This window comes from Nocardia sputi (assembly GCF_023501985.1).
Genome location: NZ_JAMFLC010000014.1, coordinates 223,877 through 241,413, shown reverse-complemented (window position 1 = coordinate 241,413; position 17,537 = coordinate 223,877). Strand labels below are relative to the sequence as shown.

Sequence of the window (17,537 nt, the reverse complement as noted above, 5' to 3'; positions counted from 1 at the left end):
GAACATCGGTCGATGTCGGTTGGAAGGGTGAGCACCGAATGAGTGGCGACTTCAGTACGTCCGGTCGTCCGCCGCGTTTTCGCCCCACGGAACATCTGGCGAGTGAGGCGATCGCGGCCTACGTGGACGGCGAGCTGCGGATGAACGCATATCTGCGCGCCGCTCAACATCTGTCGCTGTGCCCCGAATGCGCGGCGGAGGTCGATGCCCAGCAGCAGGCGCGCATCGCGTTGCGGCACGCCGGGCAGGTCGCGATTCCGACCGGCCTGCACGACAGCCTGACCAGGATTCCGCTGGCCGAATTGCCGGGTGGCGCGTCCAGCACAACGTCTTCCCCGTCCGGCAGGCCCCCACGGAACGAGGCCGTTTTCGGCTTTCTGACCGATTCGTTCACCGCGACCCGGTGGACAACCTGGTGGCGCAAGTAGAGTTTTCCGAGTGACCACCGAATCGACGAATTCCGGATCGGCCGACACCTCGGATTCGGCGGCCAACCGCGGGAATCTCCGTCCGCCGGACGCACCCGTGCTCGGCCCGCGCCCGGTCTATCGGCCCCATGTCGACACGCATACCGCGCGCGCCTTCCGCAGGCCTGCCGGCCTATCCGGTTCGTTCGCCGTGCCGCTGCGCAAGGCGGGCTCCGCGCCGCAATTCGGCCCCGAACTGCAGAACCGCCCGCCCGACGCGGTGCTGGCCGAGGCGTTCGGCCGCCCCGAGGGCTCCACCGAGGTCCTGCAACGCGACCCCGACGCGACCGGCGGCCCCGCCTCCGTCACCGAACCGGCCGATCCGTGGCGTGACCCCGAGGCGGTCGCGCGCCTGGGCTCCCCCGCCGTGCCAACACCCAAGCCGCAGCCGCTGCCGCAGGCCGAGAAGCTCAGTGCCCGCGAAGTGCTGTTCGGCTCCCGGGTCGCGCCCAAGGCGCTGGCCCTGCTCGCACTCGTCGCGCTCGTCATCGGCCTGCTCGGCGGGCTGGTCGGGCGGCTGACCGCGGAAACCGCCTCGACGCTCACCTCCCGCAAGGTGACCCTGGAGCAGACCGGCGACGGCGCCCGCCCCCACGGTGTGATCGCCGAGGTCGCCAACGCCGTGCTGCCCTCGGTCGTCTCCATCCGGGTGACCGTCGGCGACAACGGCGCCACCGGTTCGGGCGTGGTGATCGACGGCGGCGGCTACATCGTCACCAACAACCACGTCATCTCCATGGCGGCGCAGGACAAGAGCAATCGCGCCGCGATCCAGGTGCAGTTCTCCGACGGCACCCGCGTTCCCGCCCAGATCGTCGGCCGCGACCCGAAGACCGACCTGGCCGTCCTGAAGGTCGACGTGAAGAATCTCACCGTCGCCCAGCTGGGCAAGTCCGGCAACGTCCAGGTCGGTGACGACGTGCTGGCCATCGGTTCGCCGCTGGGCCTGAGCAAGACGGTCACCTCCGGCATCGTCAGCGCCCTGCACCGTCCGGTGAAGCTGGAGGGCGAGGGCAGCGACACGAAGGCCGTGATCGACGCCGTGCAGACCGACGCCTCGATCAACCCGGGTAACTCCGGCGGCGCGCTGGTGGACATGGACGGCCGGGTCGTCGGCATCAACACCGCCATCCGCAGCGAGACCGGCGGCTCGGTCGGTCTGGGCTTCGCCATCCCGGTGGACAAGATGACCGAGGTCGCACAGACCTTGATCCGCGACGGCGTCGTGCACCACGCGACGATCGGCCTGAGCGCGCGCACCAAACAGGTGGCCAACGAGGTCATGAGCGGCGCGGCGGTGGCGGACGTCGTTCCCGGCGGTCCCGCGGCGAAGGCCGGGATCGTGGAGGGTGACGTGATCGTGAAGGTCGGCGACCGCGAGGTCACGAATCCGGACGAGTTGGTCGTCGCGGTGCAGTCCCGCGAGATCGGCGAAACGGTGAACGTGCAGTTGATCCGCGATGGCAGGCAGGTGGACGTGCCCGTGACGCTGGAATCCGACTGATCCGCTGGTCGGATCGCCGGGTAGCCTGGTTACGTGTTCAGCAACATCGGCTGGAGCGAGATGGTCATCCTGCTCGTCGCCGCCCTCGTGATCCTCGGCCCGGAGCGTTTGCCCGGCGCCGTGCGCTGGACCACGCGCAGCCTGCGTCAGGTCCGCGACTACGCGAGTGGCGCAACCTCTCAGCTGAAGCAGGAACTCGGGCCGGAGTTCGAGGATCTACGCAAGCCGCTGGCCGACCTGAACGAACTGCGCGGTATGACGCCGCGGGCGATGGTGACCAAACATCTTCTCAACGGCGACGATTCGCTGTTGAAGGATTTCGGCAGCGCATTGCCCGATCCGAAGGACCTGTACAGCACGAACAGCGGGATGCCGGACTATCCGATGCCCAAGTTGGATAAGCCGTTGGAGCGCAACGAACGTCCCCCGATCGACACCGACGCCACCTGAACCGTCAAGAAGACTAGACGCAATGCGCTGTTCAGCTGTCTAGACTTCGCACATGTCGGCCGATGACGTGGCGCGCGTGTTCGCGATCGAGGACAAGGTCGAGCGACTGAAGGCGGCCACCGACGGGGTGGCGGCGGCGCAGCAGACCATCAACGAACTGACCAGGATTCGGCGTGCCGTGATCCGGGAACTCCATGCCGAGGGCTGGACGTTCGCCAGAATCGGTGCCGCCGCGGGCCTTTCCCGCGCCCGCATCCATCAGGTGAGTACGCAAGGACCCGCGCCGGAAGGATTGTTCTTCGGGCACGGTTCGCTCACCGTGCTCGTTCCGGAGGTGCGCGCCGGGCGCGTGATCGGCGCGCCGGATCCGGCAGCGCCGCAGCGATTGGCCGAGCTCCTACGCGAACTCGGCTTCAGCGTGGCGGTCGAGCATTTCCTACCGGGCCGCCCGATCGATCTGCGCCGCAACGGCCTGATCGTGTTGGGCGGCCCGGAACTGTCCCCGAGTCTGCGTCAATTGGTCGCCGCCGATCCGCGATTGCGTCGCGCGGTGGCCAGAATGGGTGACGCGCGCCGGGGTATCGAGGACCGGGCGGCCCGCCGGGTGTATCGGCCGGGCGGACCCGAACCGCACGACATCGCGTATCTCGGCAGGCTTCCCAGGCCAGACGGGCGCGGCAGCGTGCTGATGATCGACGGTATGCATCCGCCCGGCTCACTCGGCGCCATCCGGCTGCTCGCCACCCGGCTGGCCACCCTGCACGAGCGGGCGAGCAATCACCTGTTCTCGGTGCTGATCGCCTGTCGCTTCGACCGCGCCACCGGCGAGCCCTTGGAGGCCGAACTGCTCACGCCGGTCTACCGCCACGACCCGGAGAACCGATCGCCCGCAACGGGTCTGCGCCGCTGAACCACCATGCACCCGAAGACGCGGCCGGCCCGCGCTCGGCTGCACGAGTCCTCCGCGTGCGCTGTCCCATGGCGCCGCCGAATCCCCTTGGGCCCCGGTAGCCACACGAGTCCGTGTGTGTAATCACTCAGGCCGCCCCACCCGTCGCTCGTTCACCTCGACTTGGGCGACCCCACGCCCGTTAGCGGCGAGCGGGATTAGAGCGTTCCCGCGAGTTCGAAGCCGAGGGTGCACTCGCACAACAAGATTCAGCAAATAGTTGGCCACTACAGGTCATCGGCGCTTCGTGGTTGCAGCGAAACGGTGGATGGTCGAGACGGCTTCGGACGGGCAACGAAGTACCCGCTGCTCAGCTGTTCGAGAGCACTCTGTGGCGTCATCCGAACCGCCATCCTGCCGTGTGGTACAGGTCACCAGACCTGCCGCGAGCGAGTTCATTCACGGATGATTGAATAGCTAGACGATAACCGCATGTGATAGGTGAACGCTGATGCGTGATCGAAAGTCGATATCTGCGAGTTCCGTGACCCTTCTCTCCGTGCTGCGGCCGCACGGCCTTGCGACTCCGGCCCGGACCGGCGATCCCACGGTGACCACCCACCGAGTCACCTACAGCGACCGGTTGAAAGTCTTCGTCGGCCCCGGCGAGACCATCGACAGCTTTCTGCGCCCGCTGCGCAGGCTGGACGGCTTCCACCGCTACTCGGTGAACATGACCCGGCTCGCCGAGCCGATGCGCCCCGCCGACATCGACCCGGCGATCAGCTCCGCGCCCGGCCAGGAGTACCTCCAGTGCACCGGCTCGGCGGACGCGCTGACCCTCGAGATGCGCACCGCGGTCGGCGGCACGCCGCAACGCTTCGCCTTGGGCCTGTCCGGCGAGCGGATCGGTCCACCAGATGTCGACGTGCCGGTCCCCGTCGGCGTGCCCGCTCCCCGCGTGTATCCGGACGAGCTCTTCACCGCCGAGCAGGCGGCCGAGATCTTCACGGCGTACTTCGAGACCGACGCCGTCCCGTCCCATCTCCAGCTCCGCTCAACGGACGCGTGAGGCGTCCGGCAAGGAGGAAAATCGTGAACCCGCTATTGCTCATCGGCGGCGCCGTCGTGGCGGTGGGCCTGCTCGGCCTGATCCTCAGCATGCTGCTGCGGCCGAAGGGGTCGAAAGCCCACCTGACCGTCGCCGACCTCCAGGCCCGGCTCGCGGACGAGCAGTCGGCCACACCCGGGCCGGAGGGCTCGCAGGACGATGAAACGGCAGCCGACCAGCCGCACACCGCCGACACGGTCGATCCCGCCCGCCGGGAGCGCGAGCAACCCCCCACGGATACCGGCACCCGTGACGAGGCCGCGCCCACCGGCCGGGACGGAACCGAAGCGCGGGCCGAGCACGTGCTGCTACCGGATCATCGCCGCCGCGCCCAATAGCCTCCCAGTAACTAGGCTGGCGGTACGGCGGAGATTCGCCGTTCGTTTCCGGGCCCGATGCGCCGCGGCCGGACCCACTCGGAAAGGACCGGTTGCTGTGCGCGCGATACTCGAGGAATTGATCGGCCTGCTGTCGCACGGGCCGGTCGCGCTGGCACGCGTGGTGGACACGACCGGCCCCGTGCCGCGCGAACCGGGCGCCGCGATGCTCGTCACCGGCTCCGGTGACGTGCACGGCTCACTGTCGGGCGGATGCGTCGAGGCCGCCGTCGTCGCCTCGGCGCGAGAGGTGCTGGCAAGCGGCCACGCGGTGACCGACAGGTTCGGCTATGCCGACGCCGACGGGCCCGCAGTGGGCTTGACCTGCGGCGGGGAAATCGAAGTGTTCGTCGAGCGGGTCACCCCCGCGCGGCTGCCGCTGCTCTCGGCGTTGCGGCAGCGGATCGACCACGGCCGTCCCGTCGCCGTAGCGACCACCATGGACGCAACACCGGAATGGAAGCTGCTGACACCCGAGCAGACGCAACCGTGGCACGGCGTGGATCACGACGCCCGGGCGCTGCTGGCCGCGGGGCGCTGCGGCGTGGTGGGCACCGACGAGCGCGCGGCAGGCGGCTCACCGCGACCCCGGACGTTCGTGCAGGTCTTCGCGGCTCCGGCGCGCATGATCCTGGCGGGCGCCAACGATTTCGTGCGCGCGCTCAGCCGCACCGGCCGCCAGCTCGGCTACCGGGTGACGGTCGTGGACGCCCGCGAGACTTTCGCCACCGCCGCCCGGTTCCCCGCTGCCCACGAGGTCGTCGTGGACTGGCCGCATCGGTATCTGCGCGGCGAACAGGAGGCGGGGCGCATCGACCGGCGCACCGTGGTCTGCGTACTCACCCACGACGCCAAATTCGACGTGCCGATGCTGGCCACGGCGTTGTCGTGCCCGCGCATCGGCTTCGTCGGCGCTCTCGGATCCCGCCGGACCCACGCCGAGCGCGTCGAGCGCCTGCGGGCCGTGGGCGTCACCGACGACCAGCTCGGCCGACTGAGAAGTCCGGTGGGGCTGGATCTCGACGCGCGCACGCCGGACGAGACGGCCATCTCCATCGCCGCCCAGATCCTCGCCGAGCGCGGCGGCGCCTCCGCGCTTCCGCTCGACCGCACCGAGGGTCCCATTCACCGCTGATCCGCGCAAAACGGATTGGACTCCGAATCGCCGGGCATACCCAGCCGCAGAGCCACCCATACCGGTCGGTGGCGCGCATCTCATTCCCATCTTGCACAGCGCGCCCTTTCGGCCCACACTGAAGTTTGCTGAAAGTTAACTACGAGTAGGTGACGGTGCGTGCGCTTCGGCCCCGCCACGCTCAACCCGGCCCGCCCCACCGAGAGGAGAAAGCGCCGTGACCGCCACCCAGTTCGCCGTCCTCTGCTCGCTCGCCGGCGCCGCCAGTCTGGTCGCCACCATCGGATTGCTGCACGGACCGGCGTCCCGGCGGCGCCGGGTCGGCATCGCCCAGCACGGCATCGCCGAGCAGGTCCCCGCCCCCGCGCTACCGACCTGTCCGATCGGCAGGCCGCAGCAGCTGCTCACCGAGCCGTTGACCGTAGCGGAGGCGCACGAACTCATGCAGCGCCACCGGATCTGTGAGCCCTCCGAATGCGTCTACAAGCTCGCGGCCTTCCGCACGCTGATCGAGGCGGGGTACATGCGGGACCCGCATGCGGAAGGGGCCTGACCGAATCGGAGCGGCAACGCGGTTCAGGCCGCCGCCCACGCGGGCCGCAGGGTGTTCATCGGCGGGCGGTCCACCAGCCGCACCTCGGTGCGGTGCGCGGTGAACTCGTCGCCGATCAACGGGAACTGGGTCAGCGCCGCGCCGGAGTCCTGGACGCCGCTGCGACCGAGCACGGTGCCCAGAATCTGGCGGCTCATCACCCCGAGGTCGGCCAGCGGACGGTTGCGATGAGTACGCACTCCCAGGTTGACCTGGCCGATCGCGGACATGCCGAGCCGGTCGTAGGTGTCCAGCAGCAACCCGATCTCCACGCCGTAGCCCGGCGCGAACGGCACCGAGGTGAGCAGTTCGCGGGTGCCTGCGTATTCGCCGCCGAGCGGCTGCAACACCTGCGAGAGTTCGGGTCGCAGCGCCGCCAGCAGAGGACGGGCGACCAGCTCGGTGACGCGGCCGCCGCCGTGCGCGTCCACCGCGCCGCCCTGTCGCAGCGGCCTGCGGTAGTAGGCCTTGGCCAGATGCATGTCATCGACCGTGAGCAGCGGACCCAGCAGCTTCGGCACGAACGCCGGATCCGGGTCGATCAGGTCGGAATCTACGAAAGCGATCAGGTCGCCGCTGGTCACCGCCAGGGAACGCCACAGAACCTCCCCCTTGCCGGGGACCGGATCCAGTTCCGGCACCGCCTGCTCGCGAGTGATCACCTCGGCGCCCGCCGCGCGCGCCCGCTCCGCGGTGGCGTCGGTCGAACCGGAATCCAGCACGATCAGCTCGTCGACCAGCGTGCCGAGCAACGGCCGGATGCTGGCCACGACATCGGCCACGGTCCGTTCTTCGTTCAGTGCGGGCAGCACCACCGACACGGTGCGCCCGGCTTTCGCGGAGACGAGATCGTCCACCCGCCAGTTCGGAGTGTCCCAGGTATGGGTCGTCGCCCAGGCGGGCTCACGGTGTTGAAATGTCATGCCAGACCTCGCAAGGTTCGTGCGGGGGGCCGGATGCCCTGGATCGCGGCGATCATGTCCACGACCCGCCGGGTCGCGGCGACTTCGTGGACACGGAAGACTCGGGCGCCGGCCGCTGCCGACCATGCTGTTGCCGCCAATGTGCCCTCCAGCCGTTCGGAAAGACCGACACCTAAAGTCTCTCCGATGAAATCCTTGTTGCTCAGCGCCATCAAGACTGGCCATCCGGTTTTTACAAGAACGTCGACTCCTCGCAACAGTTCGAGGCCGTGATAAGTGTTCTTGCCGAAATCGTGGGTCGGATCGATCAGGATCGAATCCCGGCGGACTCCGGCCGCGAGCGCGTTCTCGGCGGATCGCACCACGGTTTCGGTGACTTCGCCCACCACGTCGGCGTAACGGACCCGATGCGGTCTGGTACGCGGCACCGCGCCACCGGTGTGGCTGCACACCACACCCGCGCCGTGCGCGGCGGCCACCGGAACGAGATCGGGGTCGGCGCCCGCCCAGGTGTCGTTGATCAGATCCGCCCCCTCGCCCACCGCGGCCAGCGCCACCTCGGCGCGCCAGGTGTCGACGCTGATCAGTAGCTCCGGGTACTTGCCTCGAATGGCCGCGACGAACGGGATCACGCGACGCGCTTCCTCGGCCGCGTCCACCACATCACCGGGCCCGGCTTTCACCCCGCCGATGTCGACGAGGTCGGCGCCCTCGTCCACGGCGCGCGCCACGGCGTCCATAGCCGCCGCATCGGTGAACGTGGCGCCTCGGTCGTAGAACGAGTCCGGCGTGCGATTCACGATCGCCATCACCAGCGCTCGATCCGTCGCCACCGGCCGGCCGCACAGCGTGGGAAGCGGCGCGGCGGGCGAGGGGTACATGTCGCTCTCCCGCCTCTCCGCGAATTCAGGCCGTACAAGTCAGGAGACGGGATTCGCGTTCAGGTCGTGCGCCGGGTGCCGCTACGGTTTCGGGCGTACCCGACGAGTTACCCATGTGCTCGCGAAACCAGTCGGTCCCTCCGCATCTCCGGATTCTCGAACCGTACCAGTCGAGCGCCGCCGGACCGGCGCGCAGTCTTGCGGCGGTGGACAGCGACCACCACCAGGCACGTCGGCGGATGACGGTCAGCCCTTGGGTGCGCGGCCTGCTGCGACCTCAGCGGCGTAGTCGTCGTAAGCCGGGACGTAGCCCTCGGTACGACCGGCGAGTACGTACAGCGTGCTGTCCGAATCCGGGGCATAACCCTGCTTGCGCAATTCGACCTTGCGGCTTTTGAACGTGGAGGTCTGCTCCAGCTCGTGGACGATGCGGACGAACAGCGGCACGGCGTACCCGGGCAACTGCTCGTAAGCCAGCTTCGCCACCGCCGCCCCGTCGAATTCCGCGCCGGGATGCAGTGTCACCGCGGCCATGCCCGCCTTGCCGTCGGCGCCGGGGATGTCCACGCCGTAGACCACCGCTTGGGCGATCGGCTCCGCCTTGCTCAGCCCGCCCTCCACCTCGGTGGTCGCCACGTTCTCGCCCTTCCAGCGGAAGGTGTCACCGAGCCGGTCCACGAACGCGATGTGATGCCAGCCCTGATCGCGGACCAGGTCGCCGGTGTCGAACCAGACGTCGCCGGGTTGGAAGGCGTCACGCACCAGTTTGGCCTCGGTGGCGTCCTTGTCGGTGTAACCGTCGAACGGGGAGCGATCGGTCACCTTGGCCAGCAGCAGCCCGACCTCTCCGGTACGGACCTTGCGCAACCGTCCGTTCGTGTCGCGCTTCGCCTTTCCGGTCTCGTCCTCGTACTCCACGACGGCATAGGGCAGCGGACCGAAACCGGCCGTGCGGTCCACCCCGAACGCGTTGACGAACGCGATGTTCGCCTCGCTCGCGCCGTAGAACTCCACGATCCGCTTGACGCCGAACCGGGACTTGAACTCGTCCCACAGTTCGGGGCGCAGCCCGTTGCCGACCGCGAGCCGGACCAGGTGCTGCCGGTCGGTCGGCTTGGGCGGCTGGTTGACCAGGTAGCGGCACAGCTCGCCGATGTAGATGAACGCCGTCGCCTGTTCGCGAATGACCTCGTCCCAGAACCGGGACGCGGAGAAACCCCGGCCGAGGGCCAACGTGCCGCCGGAGGCCAGCACCGCGGACAACGCGACGGTGAGCGCGTTGTTGTGGTAGAGCGGCAGGCAGCAGTACAGCGTGTCGTCGCCGCGCAGGCGGATTCCGAGGCCGCCCAGTCCGGCCATGCTCTTGGTCCAGCGCAGGTGGGTCATCACGCTGGCCTTCGGCAGTCCGGTGGTGCCGGAGGTGAAGATGAGGAACGCCCGCTCCCGCGCGGTGACCTCGGCGCAGCTCGGCGGGTCGATGTCGGCGGCGGCGCGGGCCTCCTGCTCGAGATCGTCGGCCGCGAGGATGTCGGCGGGTGGCTCGGACAGCGAGTCGATCGCCTCGGCGCACTCCGCGCCCACCACGTTCAGCACGCTGTCGAGCAGTCCGAAGCTGTGCGCCAGCACTCGATCGCGCTGGTGATGGTTGAGCAGACCCACGGTGGCCCCGAGTTTGACCGTGGCCAGCACGACGAACAGCGTCTCCGGCCGGTTGGTCATCAGCACGCCGACCACGTCGCCGCGCCGCACCCCCCGCGCCGCCAGCACGCTCGCATACCGGTTCACCTGCGCGTTGGCCTCGCCGTAGGTGTAGCTCGCGCCCTCGAACCGCAGGAACAGCCGATCCGGATGACGGTGGGCGTTGCGCTGGAAGTACAGCCCCACCGAGGCCTTGGAATCCGGCGTCGTCAGCATGCCCAGCGCGTTGCGCAGCATGCCGGGCGTGTCCAGGGCCATCGCGGGAAGATTCCGGGCGAGATCGACCAGACTCACCGTCGAGCGGGCGTCGTTGCTCACTTCAGCTCTCCTCAGCACGGGTACTCGGCGCTTCCAGTGCCGCGAAGGCGGACGGAAGATCGGTCACCACGGTAATCCGGGACAAGGCTGTCTGGGGCACGAACTTCCGCTCGTACAACTCATCCAGCCAGGAGAACAACCCGCGAAAGAAACCATTGGGATCCAGCACAACAACCGGCTTCTCATGCTGTCCCAGATAGCCGCCGGTCCAGGTTTCGAAGAACTCTTCCAGCGTGCCGATGCCGCCGGGCAGGGTGAGGAAGGCGTCGGCGCGGTCCTCCATCACCTGCTTGCGCTGGCGCATGGTGTCGGTGACCACCAGTTCGTCGGCGTCGACATCGGCGACCTCGCGGTGCACCAGGTGCTTCGGGATCACGCCGATGGTGTTCGCACCGCCGGCGCGCGCAGCGGTGGCGACCGCGCCCATCATCGAGACGTGCCCGCCGCCGGACACCAATTGCCAACCGCGGCGGGCTATCTCGGTGCCCACCCGGGCGGCCAGCGAAAGGTAGTCCTGGTCGGTCGTGCTCGCCGAGCAGTAGACACAGACGGCGAAAGGCCGCTCGCTCACCATTGATCCTCCGTCCCGATCGCGTCCTCGGCGCCGCCTGCTTCCGCGGCGGCCTGGATGATGTGCACGAGTTCCTCGACGCTGTCGGTCACGTGCAACAGGTCGAGGTCACCCGGGGAGATCTTGCCGGAACCGCCCAGCGAATCGCGCAACCAATCGACCAGCCCGGCCCAGTACCTGGTGCCGAAGAGGATGATCGGGAACCGGGTGATCTTGCGGGTCTGCACCAGCGTCAGCGCCTCGAACAACTCGTCGAGGGTGCCGAAACCCCCTGGCAGGCAGATGAACGCCTGGGAGTACTTCACGAACATCGTCTTGCGGACGAAGAAGTACCGGAAGTTGATACCCAGATCGACCCACTCGTTGAGGCTCTGCTCGAACGGCAGCTCGATGCCGAGGCCGATGGAGTAACCGCCCGCCTCGCAGGCGCCCCGGTTGGCCGCTTCCATCGCGCCCGGCCCGCCGCCGGTGATCACGGCGAAGCCCGCCCTTGCCAGCGCGGCGCCGATCGCCATGCCCGCCTGGTACTCCGGATGGTCGGCGGACGTACGCGCCGAACCGAAGACCGTCACCGCCCGCGGCACCTCGGCGAGAGCGCCGAAGCCTTCGACGAACTCGGCTTGGATGCGCAGCACGCGCCAGGGGTCGGTGTGCACCCAGTCCGTATCGCCGCGCTTGTCCAGCAGATTCCGGTCGGAGTTGCCCATCTCGTCGGCACGATCGCGGCGGAACATGATCGGTCCGCGGAACTTCGGGGTCGACTTCGGTTTGTTGGCGACCTCACGGTCCGCGGCGTCGGTGGACATGCGTTCCACGCTACCGCCCGGCAAGGGCCGCTCACGGGCTGGACGGGAGAAGACGTCCGACGTTCAGCCGGGGGAAGGGAGGGCGAGACGCGGTCGCAATCTCGGAGTCCGGCGCCGGAGTCTCGTTCAGGCCGGCGTGCCGGTCAGATAGCCCCTCAGCATGGCGGTGACGGCGGTGATCTGAGCGACGGGGACGTGCTCGTCGCGCTTGTGCGCGAGGTTGGGGTCGCCGGGTCCGAAGTTGACGGCCGGAATGCCGCGGGCCGCGAAGCGCGAAACATCCGTCCAGCCATACTTCGCGCGCACACCGCCGCCACCGTGGCGCTGCACCGAGGCGATGAGGTCCTTCGCCGCAGGGGCGGTCAGGCCCGGCAGTGCGCCCGGAGCCGAGTCGGTCACCTCGAAGGAGAGCTCGAGTCCCGCGAAGACCTCGCGTACGTGCTCGACGGCTTGGTCGACGGTGCGATCGGGCGCGAAGCGGAAGTTGACGTCCACCTCGGCGGCGTCGGGCACGACGTTGCCCGCCACGCCGCCCGTAACCCGGACCGCGGACAAGCCTTCGCGATACACGCAGCCGTCGATGTCCACATCCCGTGCGCGATAGTCGGCGAGCCGCTGCAGTATCGGAGCCAACCGGTGGATCGCGTTGTCACCCAGCCATGCTCGCGCCGAGTGCGCGCGCACACCCGAGGTGCTCAGCCGAACGCGCAGGGTGCCCTGGCAACCGGCCTCTATCCAGCCGCCGGACGGTTCGCCGAGCACGGCGAGGTCGCCGCTGAGCCAGTCGGGCAGATCGCGCTCGATGTGGCCGAGCCCGTTGAACTCGGCGGCGATCTCCTCACCGTCGTAGAAGATCAAGGTCAGGTCGTGCACGGGGTCGGCGACGGTCGCGGCCAGGTGCAGGAAGACCGCGTCGCCGGATTTCATGTCCACCGAGCCGCAGCCGTAGAGGACCGGCTCACCCGCCGGGTTCACGTCGAACCGGCCGGGCACGTTGTCGGCGATCGGCACGGTGTCCAGATGCCCGGCCAGGATCACCCGGGTCGGCAACCCGCGGTGGGTGCGCGCCAGCACCACGTTCCCGTGCCGGAGGATCTCCCATCCCGTCGTCTGCTCCCGCAGCGCCCGCTCCACCACGTCGGTGATGGCGGCCTCGTTCCGCGAAACGCTCGGAATGTCGACGAGCGCGGCGGTCAGTGTGATCGGGTCGGCATGCAGGTCGATGGTCACGCGCTTCACCCTACGGCCGCCGAGCGGCCGTGCGGCTGTGGCGTGGGAAGTAGCAGGCGAACCACCGCCTCGTGCGGGTCGGTAACCTCTAGGCCGTGAGCATCCAGGGAGCAGCAGCAATCGGTATCGCCAATGTCACCGCGGACGGGACCGTGCTGGACACGTGGTACCCGAACCCGCAGCTGGGTGAGTTCGCCGAGACCGGCACCAAGCGCCTGGACGAGGCGCCCGCCGAGTACGCGGCGCTGCTCGGCTTCGACGACGCGCGCGGGGTCGACGTGATCGCGGTGCACACCACGATCGCCGACCTCTCCGCCGCCCCGGTCGACGCGCACGAGGTCTACCTGCGGCTGCACCTGCTCTCGCACCGCCTGGTCAAGCCGCACGAAGTGAGCCTGGACGGCCAATTCGGCCTGCTCACCAACGTGGTGTGGACCAACCACGGCCCCGCCGCGGTGGAGGGCTTCGAGGCCACCCGCGCCAAGCTGCGCGCCCGCGGCCCGGTCACCGTGTACAGCGTGGACAAGTTCCCGCGCATGGTCGACTACGTGCTGCCCTCCGGCGTCCGCATCGGCGACGCCGACCGGGTCCGTCTCGGCGCGCACCTGGCCTCCGGCACCACCGTCATGCACGAGGGGTTCGTGAACTTCAACGCGGGCACGCTCGGCGCGTCCATGATCGAGGGCCGCATCTCCGCGGGCGTCGTGGTCGGCGACGGCTCCGACATCGGCGGCGGCGCGTCCACCATGGGCACGCTGTCCGGCGGCGGCACCACGGTTATCTCCATCGGCGAGCGATCCCTGCTCGGCGCGAACTCCGGCCTTGGCATCCCGCTCGGCAACGACTGCGTGGTCGAGGCGGGCCTCTACCTGACCGCGGGCACCAAGGTCACCACCCCGGACGGCACCCTGGTCAAGGCCGCCGAGCTGGCCGGTCGCGACAACCTCCTGTTCCGCCGCAACTCCGCCACCGGCGCGGTCGAGGTCGTCCCGCGTAAAGGCACCGGCATCGAACTCAACGCCGACCTGCACGCCAACGACTGATTCTCCACTGGCACAAGGACCGATATCGGCAAGGGCTCGAGACCGGCGTGAAACCGGCCTCGCTGCCCTAGGCCGCCCGGCCAGTCCGGAGATCGCTGGGCGGGGATCGGGGGCGATCCGTTGCACGCTCCGCGCGTGGCACTCGGACGAGTGAACCGATGATCATGCTCGGCGCGACCCAGCGCCCATCCTCTACGTGCGTCTGCCGCCACTGGCGACAAGATCGGACGCGCTCAAAACCGTAGTTCGCGGACGGCGTCGAGGTCGATGCCGTGCCGTGCGTAGATCTTGATCGTGTTCTCGCCGGTGAGGTCGGCTTCGGCGTAGCCGAGCAGTTCGGCGATCCGGATCACTTCGTCCTTGGTCGCGGCTTCGATCTCCAGGTACGGCGGAATCCCTGGCCAGGTGTCGACCTCGAGCTGTGCGCCGTCGAGCGCGAAGCTGATCCGCTTGTTCTCCTGGTAGGACTTCGCGGTGAACCCCAGCATCTCGAGCAGCGCGTTGGTGGCGGTGAAGTCGTCGACGCTCACTTCCACTTCGTGAGTGCCGTCGATGGCGTCGCTGGTGATCTGCTTGACGGCGAGCGTGGTCCCATTTCCATTGTCACGCAGCCTGATCCATTTCGACGCATCACCCGGCGTGATGTCATAGACGTAGCGGCGCATGAACCGCTCACCGAGCCGTCGCCCGCCCTTGTCCACGATGTGCTGTTCGATGGTGCCGGGGTTGATATCGAGGATCTTGGCTTCGTGCTCGATTGGCACTACTTGCTCCTTTCAAGTTGTGACGAACTCGCCTGGCATCGGGTTTCGGTTTTCGCCAACGGCCGGTGTACAGCCCGGGACATGACGGAAGCCTGTCTGTGAGCGCCCGCCGACGACCACCTATCGCCCTCGTAGCCACGACATCGACATTCTGGCTCTATACAGCACGGGTCGAACGCAGTTCCTGGCCCAGGGCGCCAACAGCTTCGTTCGTCATCCATTTCGTAGTCATCTCGCGATGGAGGCAGCGAATGAATCCGGTCAATCTGGATCTTGGCGTCGCTACCGCGACCCGCAATGCCTCCGATGCTCGCTGGCATGCGGCTTCGGGTTCACCGATACCCGCCAATGCGCAGGCCGATTCTGCGACGTACCAAGTAGCCCATTCGGATCCCAGGATCTCGGGATCGAAGCCCGCCAATCCACGATCGAGCGACACGACGGCCTTGTCCCACTGCCGAGCCAGGCGATAGGCCAAGCCACGCTGCATTTCGATGAACGAGTCGGAGTAGAAGTACTGAGAATCCGGTCGACTCGGGTCCCCCCGCGCTATCAACTCCGCCGCCTCATCCAGTTTGGCTTCCATCGCACTGAGATCACCTTCGATTGCGTGTCCACGGCCCTCCTGCTGGACTGCCAGCGCAAGGACAGTAGAACTCAGTGCATCGCCATCACGCTGCGCGGCTCGAGATAGGCCGATCATCGGACCGACCTCACCTGCCATCCATGCGACATGACCTCGCATGGACAGCGCAGTGGCGATCATGTCTCGGTTACCGCTCTCGGTGGCCAGTTCGAGCGCGACGCGATAATGCTGGACCGCGGCAGCATGATGTCCGAGATTCGCATGGAGCCAACCTGTGAATTGCTGCCATCCAGCGGCTACGCCGACCATGGCGGCACGGTCCGACTTCCGGGCCTCGGCGGCGAGCGCTGACGTGACCCGTGTTTGACATACTGCCAGCGGCAGAACGAGTTCGGACCCGATCCGATCCTCCAACCGTCTGGTTTCCGACAGCAGCCTTCCAAGTTCCGCAGCCAGCCCGCGATCGATGTAGCGCCGTTCCGCCATGGCAGACGACTCACGCGAATGCAACAGGGTTGACTGCTCATCGGCGTCTACCGGGGCGATCAGACTTTCATAGATGATCGCGAGCGCTCCGTCGGATTCGAGAACCCGATCAAGCTTCCGAACAATATCCAGCGGAGGTTTGCGGCGGCCATTTTCCAGACGCGACAACGCACCAGGGTCGTAACTGAGGCTGCGCGCCAGCTCTCTGACCGACAGACCCGCCTGCGATCGCCGCCGCCGCAGTTCGGCTCCGAACGCTTCCCAATTCTGCATCCAGCCCCCTCTCATCACGCCCCTGAGCAGCGTTGCGACGCTGCCGAACCATTCGGCAACACCTTGGCCACAGTGCAACGCTAGCGCGAATCCCGCAGTCGCAGGCCGCTTCTGGTAGCCCCGCCGCCGGGTTGATCCGACCTCCATCGGTATCCCCGGCAGCGGGTGCTCACCACTGAAGCGCGATCAGGAAGCAGGGGTTCGGGACCGGGCTCTGGCCACGAGGTTGGCCGCACGAAGCTCCCGACCATCGCCTGAGCGTGGCCGAAGCCCACGCCATCATGCAGCGCCACAGGGGGTACCGCATACAGGACTGCCCGCGCAAGGCAGCAGCACGGCAAACACTGATCGAGGCGGGCCGCATGAGACCGGACACCGCACGTGAGTACTGAACGGCGCTAGGACCTTCGAAGAGGAAAAGACTCTGGTCCTCTTGGGAGGACCGGAGCCGACTTCAGGGAGCGAAGCGGGACGGGGTCCGTGGTGGAACTGGCCCTCGATGCAGGTGTGCCGGTGGATGTGGTGTGGCCCGACGGCGCGGCCAGGGGATGACGGGACAGCCGGTCATCTCGGGGCGGGCAAGCCCTTCGCGCCGACGGGCGACAGGAACTCCACGCGAGAAGAGGCGACGTACTTCTCCCGCTGGCTCAGGAAGTGCCGGGTGTGTGGCTGCCGCTCATGCTCCCGGAATGCCTCGCGGTCGCGGTACACCTCGTAGAACACCCGCGCCAAGGGCTCTCCCTCGACGGAATGCGTGGCATACACCAGCGTTCTGGGTTCGAATTGAGTGACCGCCCCAACGGTCTCGGCTACCAACTGGTCGAACTCGGCAGCCTTCTCGCCATCCTGCAGGTCGAACCTCACCACGAGCGCGAACATAGCCCTCCTCGGCACCGGTATACGGTCACCGTACAGGGCGGGGGCAGCCGCACGCTCCAACACCGGCGTCGCGTCGGCTCGCCGCCCGCTGGTACAACCGAGCAATTCGACGGCGAACAGGTGCAGGCGGCCGCGAATCGCTGAGGACGATCAAGGCGTATCGGTCTGGTCGGTCAAACCGAAGGCGATGACCCGTTGGGGATGGATGCGGATCATTTCGCGGGAGACGCCGGAGATGTAGGGCTCGACGTCGGTGAGCGCTTCGGCGGAGCCGCGGATCTCCAAGCAGCGGACGCGCCAGGGTTGGACCGAGGCGACGTCGTCGACCACGAAGGCGACGCGGTCGTTGGTGGCGAGGTTACGGAATTTCCATGATGCGCCCATGTTCCAGCCCGCGATGTCGATGGTGCCCAGCTCGGGGTTGTAGCGAAAGCCGACCGGGTTGTTCTGGGGGGTGCCGTCGGGCCGGACGGTGGCCAGACGGCCCAGCCGCTGGGTGTGCAGGTAGTCGATCTGTTCGGGTGTCAAGGTCGCGGTCATGCGCCGACCGTAAA

Annotated in this window: 19 protein-coding genes; 9 read left to right on the top strand and 10 right to left on the bottom strand. The window is 68.0% G+C overall.

All coding sequences use genetic code 11. The features are described 5' to 3' along the window. Positions 1-38 precede the first annotated feature (38 nt). The 8 genes from M8859_RS19490 to M8859_RS19455 all read left to right on the top strand — a co-directional run bounded on the left by M8859_RS19490 (position 39) and on the right by M8859_RS19455 (position 6,486). A complete protein-coding gene (locus tag M8859_RS19490; RefSeq protein WP_159927429.1) occupies positions 39-428 on the top strand; it encodes a hypothetical protein in 390 nt (129 codons plus the stop codon). 10 nt (positions 429-438) lie between these two features. Continuing rightward, a complete protein-coding gene (locus tag M8859_RS19485; RefSeq protein ID WP_195072055.1) occupies positions 439-1,971 on the top strand; it encodes a S1C family serine protease in 1,533 nt (510 codons plus the stop codon). Between the two features lie 33 nt (positions 1,972-2,004). Continuing rightward, a complete protein-coding gene (tatB, locus tag M8859_RS19480) occupies positions 2,005-2,421 on the top strand; it encodes a Sec-independent protein translocase protein TatB (protein ID WP_159927433.1) in 417 nt (138 codons plus the stop codon). A gap of 52 nt (positions 2,422-2,473) precedes the next feature. Beyond that, positions 2,474-3,331 carry a hypothetical protein gene (locus M8859_RS19475; protein WP_159927435.1) on the top strand — a complete coding sequence of 286 codons (858 nt, stop codon included), beginning with the start codon at positions 2,474-2,476 and terminating at the stop codon, positions 3,329-3,331. 523 nt (positions 3,332-3,854) lie between these two features. Beyond that, the gene (locus M8859_RS19470) at positions 3,855-4,382 is read left to right on the top strand and encodes a hypothetical protein (RefSeq protein ID WP_159927437.1); all 528 of its coding nucleotides are present in this window, start codon (positions 3,855-3,857) and stop codon (positions 4,380-4,382) included. A 23-nt stretch (positions 4,383-4,405) separates the two neighbouring features. Next, positions 4,406-4,759 (top strand): hypothetical protein, encoded by a 354-nt coding sequence (locus tag M8859_RS19465; RefSeq protein ID WP_159927439.1) that lies wholly within the window; start codon positions 4,406-4,408, stop codon positions 4,757-4,759. A 97-nt stretch (positions 4,760-4,856) separates the two neighbouring features. Further along, positions 4,857-5,933 carry an XdhC family protein gene (locus M8859_RS19460; RefSeq protein WP_159927441.1) on the top strand — a complete coding sequence of 359 codons (1,077 nt, stop codon included), beginning with the start codon at positions 4,857-4,859 and terminating at the stop codon, positions 5,931-5,933. Between the two features lie 217 nt (positions 5,934-6,150). Then, entirely contained in the window at positions 6,151-6,486 is a 336-nt protein-coding gene (locus tag M8859_RS19455; RefSeq protein WP_159927443.1) for a hypothetical protein, read from the top strand. A 23-nt stretch (positions 6,487-6,509) separates the two neighbouring features. On the opposite strand, the gene M8859_RS19450 is transcribed toward M8859_RS19455, so the two are convergent. The 6 genes from M8859_RS19450 to dapE form a co-directional block, all read right to left on the bottom strand. Further along, complete coding sequence (locus tag M8859_RS19450) at positions 6,510-7,448, bottom strand: glucosyl-3-phosphoglycerate synthase (protein ID WP_159927445.1); 939 nt, start codon at positions 7,446-7,448, stop codon at positions 6,510-6,512. Further along, positions 7,445-8,329, bottom strand: coding sequence for a dihydropteroate synthase (gene folP / locus M8859_RS19445; RefSeq protein ID WP_159927447.1), 885 nt, complete (start codon positions 8,327-8,329; stop codon positions 7,445-7,447). Before folP ends, M8859_RS19450 begins: the two co-directional genes overlap by 4 nt. Positions 8,330-8,575: 246 nt before the next feature. Further along, positions 8,576-10,345, bottom strand: a complete 1,770-nt coding sequence (locus M8859_RS19440) for a long-chain-acyl-CoA synthetase (RefSeq protein WP_195072058.1) — start codon at positions 10,343-10,345, stop codon at positions 8,576-8,578. A gap of 1 nt (position 10,346) precedes the next feature. Next, positions 10,347-10,919, bottom strand: coding sequence for an LOG family protein (locus M8859_RS19435; RefSeq protein ID WP_159927451.1), 573 nt, complete (start codon positions 10,917-10,919; stop codon positions 10,347-10,349). Beyond that, a complete protein-coding gene (locus M8859_RS19430) occupies positions 10,913-11,722 on the bottom strand; it encodes an LOG family protein (protein WP_159927453.1) in 810 nt (269 codons plus the stop codon). Before M8859_RS19430 ends, M8859_RS19435 begins: the two co-directional genes overlap by 7 nt. Before the next feature lie 126 nt (positions 11,723-11,848). Next, positions 11,849-12,952 carry a succinyl-diaminopimelate desuccinylase gene (gene dapE, locus M8859_RS19425; protein ID WP_223520929.1) on the bottom strand — a complete coding sequence of 368 codons (1,104 nt, stop codon included), beginning with the start codon at positions 12,950-12,952 and terminating at the stop codon, positions 11,849-11,851. Between the two features lie 95 nt (positions 12,953-13,047). Here dapE and dapD point away from each other — a divergent pair, with 95 nt between their 5' ends. Then, positions 13,048-13,995, top strand: a complete 948-nt coding sequence (dapD, locus tag M8859_RS19420) for a 2,3,4,5-tetrahydropyridine-2,6-dicarboxylate N-succinyltransferase (protein WP_159927457.1) — start codon at positions 13,048-13,050, stop codon at positions 13,993-13,995. 233 nt (positions 13,996-14,228) lie between these two features. Here the strand turns inward: dapD and M8859_RS19415 are convergent, their stop codons facing one another. From M8859_RS19415 to M8859_RS19400, 4 genes are all read right to left on the bottom strand, one after another. Continuing rightward, the gene (locus M8859_RS19415; RefSeq protein ID WP_159927459.1) at positions 14,229-14,759 is read right to left on the bottom strand and encodes a class IV adenylate cyclase; all 531 of its coding nucleotides are present in this window, start codon (positions 14,757-14,759) and stop codon (positions 14,229-14,231) included. 157 nt (positions 14,760-14,916) lie between these two features. Beyond that, a complete protein-coding gene (locus tag M8859_RS19410; protein WP_249644637.1) occupies positions 14,917-16,104 on the bottom strand; it encodes a helix-turn-helix domain-containing protein in 1,188 nt (395 codons plus the stop codon). Between the two features lie 564 nt (positions 16,105-16,668). Continuing rightward, positions 16,669-16,983, bottom strand: coding sequence for a putative quinol monooxygenase (locus tag M8859_RS19405; RefSeq protein WP_159927463.1), 315 nt, complete (start codon positions 16,981-16,983; stop codon positions 16,669-16,671). Positions 16,984-17,133: 150 nt separating this feature from the next. Further along, entirely contained in the window at positions 17,134-17,523 is a 390-nt protein-coding gene (locus M8859_RS19400) for a PPOX class F420-dependent oxidoreductase (protein ID WP_195072060.1), read from the bottom strand. Between the last annotated feature and the right edge of the window lie 14 nt (positions 17,524-17,537).